General features: G+C 76.9%; 3 protein-coding genes. All 3 read right to left on the bottom strand.

The window, feature by feature from the left end:
* On the bottom strand, positions 1–1,968 hold a 1,968-nt coding region (locus KIK08_RS37745), incomplete at its 3' end, for an ATP-binding protein (RefSeq protein WP_214408108.1).
* A 558-nt stretch (positions 1,969–2,526) separates the two neighbouring features.
* Positions 2,527–3,558: a uroporphyrinogen decarboxylase family protein gene (locus KIK08_RS37740; protein WP_214408107.1), complete on the bottom strand. Its 1,032-nt coding sequence runs from the start codon at positions 3,556–3,558 to the stop codon at positions 2,527–2,529.
* Between the two features lie 9 nt (positions 3,559–3,567).
* The coding region (locus KIK08_RS37735; RefSeq protein WP_214408106.1) for a zinc-binding dehydrogenase at positions 3,568–3,999 on the bottom strand (432 nt) is incomplete at its 5' end.

Genomic DNA, 3,999 nt, shown 5'->3' with positions numbered 1-3,999 from the left:
GAGCGCCGCGGCGGGCGGCACGGCCGGACCGGCGGCCAGCGCGTGGTGGGCGAGCGCGGCGTGGTCGTCGGGGCCGGTGGCCAGCAGCGCGCCGAGCGCGGCGGCGTGCAACCGCGTCCGGCGCAGCCTCGGCACGTCGCCGTAGAGGGTGTCGCGGACGAGCGCGTGCGCGAACCGCACCCACCCGGCCCGGGGCTCGGTGAGCAGCCCGGACAGCACCCCCATCTCCAGCGCGTCCAGCACGGCGTCCTCGTCGTCGCCGCCGACCAGCCGGACCAGCACGTCGATCTCCACGTCGCGGCCCAGCACCGCGGCCTGCCGCAGCACCGTGCGGGCCGGGCCGGGCAGCCGCTCCACCCGCCTGCGCAGCACGTCGCGCACGCCAGAGGGCACCTCGTCGGCGGCCGCCGACGCACCCTCGGCGACGATCAGCCGGGCCAGCTCGCGGACGAACAGCGGGTTGCCCCCGGTCCGCTCGGTCACCAGCGCCACCACCGCGGCGTCCACGTCCGCCGCGCCCTGCCGGCGCAGCAGCTCGCGCACCGCGGGCTCGGCCAGCCCGGCCAGCGCGATCCGGTCGGCGATCGGCCCGGCCAGCGCGGCCAGCGCGGACTCCAGGTCGGCGCCGACCTCCGCCGGGCGCAGGCTGGCCACGACCAGCACCGGCGCCGCCGCCAGCCCGGCGACGACCGAGCGCAGCAGCTGAAGCGTCTCGTCCTCGGCCCGGTGCAGGTCGTCCAGCACGACCAGCACGGGCCCGCCGGCGGCGACCCCGGCCAGCAGCTCGGTGACCGCCTGCGCGAGCCAGAACGTCCGGTCGGCGGAGGTGGGTCCGGTGGTGCGCAGCGGCCCCAGCCGCTCGACCAGCTCCGCGTCGGCGCGGTGCCCGGCGAGCAGTTGGTCGACCAGCTCCCGCCACGCCCACCCGGCCGGTGCGCCGTCGACCTCCGGGCAGCGCCCGACCGCCGTCGTCCACCCGGCGGCCGCCCGCTCCGCGCGGAACGCCTCGACCAGCGCGGACTTGCCCGCGCCCGCGTCGCCGGAGACCAGCACGAGACGGCACCCGCCGGGCTGGTCGCCGGCCGCGCGCAGTCGGGCCAGGTCGGCGGCCCGCCCCAGCAGGGTGGGTGGGGCGGCCGCGCCCGCGGTCGTCGTTGCGGTCGCCTCCGCGGTCGGCCTCGGGCGGGGCGGCTCCGGCGCCGGTCGGGCCGCACGTCCGGGCGCGGTCTGGGCGAGCACGTCGCGCTCCAGGTCGCGCAGCTCCGGCCCCGGGTCGACACCGAGCTCCTCGGCGAGCAGCCGCCGGGTGCGGGCCAGTACGGCGAGCGCGTCGGCCTGCCGCCCGTCCTGGTAGAGGGCGCTGGCCAACAGCCGGACCGCCCCCTCGCGCAGCGGGTGGTCGTGCACGTGGCGCTCCAGGTCGGGCACGGCCGCCGCCGGCCGCCCGGTCGCCAACCGCGCCTGCGCCAGCCGCTCCGCCGCGACCAGGCGCAGCTCCTCCAGCCGCGCCGCCTCCGGCGCCGCCCACGCCTCCCCGGCGAACTCCGCGAACGCCGCCCCCGCCCACAGACCGAGCGCCTCGCCCAGCAACCGCTCGGCCTCACCCGGCGCCGCCACCGCCGCCTCGCCCACCAGCCGCTCGAACAGCCGGGCGTCCAACGCGTCCGGGTCGAGGTGCAGCGCGTAGCCCGGCGGGGAGCTCACCACGACCGTCGCCGCCCCCCGCGGCGGCCGGTCCGGCTCCAGCACCCGACGCAGGTGCGACACGTGCACCTGCAACGCCGCCAGCGCCCGCGGCGGCGACTCCCCCGCCCACAGGTCCTCGACCAGCGCGTCCGTCGATACAACCCGCCCACCCGCGACCGCGAGCCGCGCCAGCAGCGCCCGACGCCGCCGCCCGCCGAGATCGGCCGGAGCGTCGGACACCCGGGCGCGCAAGGGCCCGAGCACGTCGATCCGCACCGTCACAGCAGGCCCCACCGTCGTCGCGTCGGACGATCATTATCGCCCGGCGCTGGGGGCCAAGCTCGATCTGGGTGAGGGTCCGTGTTACCGCCTGCGCGGGGTCTGGCTCACGTCGCAGGGTTTGTGTACTCGGCGCAGGGTCCGGGGGGTCTGCGCCGGGTGGGCAAAGTCTGCGACGTGGTTGTGGATCACTGGTGGGCCGGGGCCTGGGGGTGGTCGGGGCCTGTGAGGTCCCCTTTCGGCCGTGTCGGTCATGTGTTTGGGTGTCTCGCAGCGCTGGGTGGGTCGTCGCAGCCCGCCGGCGGGCTGCGGGCACCTACGCAGCGCTGCGGCACCCATCCGAGGCTGCGAGGACGGCCCACCTGGCGCTGCGAGGACGCCCACCTGGCGCTGCGACACCCACCTTGTGCTGCGAGGTCGCCCCGCCGGCCCGGCTCGGCCGCGGGGCGGCCAGTCCACCCCCGGGAAGCCCCTGCTCGATCAGAGGTCGCCCTCCGCGTAGGAGCCGCCGGAGGCCCTCAAAAGGCGCCGAAGGCGCCTCGAATCCCTCGAAGGTCGAGCTCAGAGCTCCTTGCGCAGGATCCCAGCCGCCTGAGCCATCGCCCGCATCTTCCCGAACGCCGACTCCCGCGGCAGGTACTTCATCCCGCAGTCCGGCGCGATCACGATCTGCTCCGGCGGCAGGCGGTCGAACGCCCGTCGCACCCGCGCCGCCACCACCTCGGGGGTCTCCACGGCCGGGTCGGACAGGTCGATCACGCCGAGGATGATCGTCTTGTCGCTGAGGTCGGAGAGGACGCCGAGGTCGAGGCCGGACTGGGCGGTCTCGATGGAGATCTGCTCGACCGGGCAGCCGGCCAGCTCGGGCAGGAACGAGTAGCCCTCGGGGCGCTCGTGGATGATCGCGGCGTAGCCGAAGCACAGGTGCACGGCGGTGCGGCCGGTGACGCCGTCGAGGGCGGCGTTGAGGGCGCTGAGGCCGTAGGCGCGGGCGGCGTCGGGGCGGGCCTGCAGGTAGGGCTCGTCGATCTGGACGATGTCGGCGCCGGCGGCGAACAGGTCGCGGATCTCGGCGTTCACCGCGGCCGCGTAGCCGTGGGCGGCCGCCTCGGCGTCGGGGTAGTGGTCGTTCTGGGCCTGCTGGGACATCGTGAACGGGCCCGGCACGGTGATCTTGATGGGGCGGTCGGTGCGGGCGCGCAGGAACTCCAGGTCGCGCACCTGCACCGGGGCCGGGCGGGAGATGTCGCAGACGATGCGGGGCACCGGGTTGGGGTGGCCGCTGCGGTCGAGCGCGGTGCCGGGGTTGTCGATGTCGACGCCGTCGAGTGCGGTGGCGAAGTGGTTGGAGTAGCTCTCCCGGCGGATCTCGCCGTCGGTGAGGATGTCCAGCCCGGCCTCCTCCTGGGCCCGGATTGCCAGCGCGGTGGCGTCGTCCTGGGCCTCGGCGAGCAGCTCCGGCTCGATCCGCCACAGCTCCTTGGCCCGCACTCGCGGAGGGAAGCGGCCGGCGAGCTTGGCGCGGTCGATCAGCCACTCGGGCTGGGCGTAGCTGCCGACCAGCGACGTCGGCAGGACGGGGAGCGCGGTCATCGGGACTCCTCAGGGGGTGAGCACGATGCGGCCCGACGCCCGGCCCGCGGCCTGGCGCCGCCAGGCGTCGGCGGCGTCGTCGAGCGGCACGACTTCGTGCGCGACGGACAGGGACCCGCGGGCGACGTGCGCGGCGACGGTGGCGATCGCGCCGGCGCGCTGCTCGCGGGTGAGTGCGTTGTTGGTGTAGCCGAGCAGGGACAGCGACTTGCCGCGCAGGGTCGACGAGTCGAGCGGGCTGGTCTCGCCGGCCGAGCCGCCCAGGTGCACCAGCCGCCCGCCGGCGCCGAGGCAGCGGGCCGCGGCGGCGGCCGGCGCCCCGAACAGCGGGTCGAGCACCAGGTCGACCGGCCCGTCGGCGGCCGCGATGAACCGGGCGGCGAGCTCGGTGACGTCGTCGGTGTCCAGCGCGACGACGGCGTCGGCGCCCGCCCGCCGGGC

This window comes from Pseudonocardia lacus (genome assembly GCF_018531445.1).
Lineage (GTDB): Bacteria > Actinomycetota > Actinomycetes > Mycobacteriales > Pseudonocardiaceae > Pseudonocardia > Pseudonocardia lacus.
This window is presented reverse-complemented; position numbering and strand designations above follow the sequence as displayed.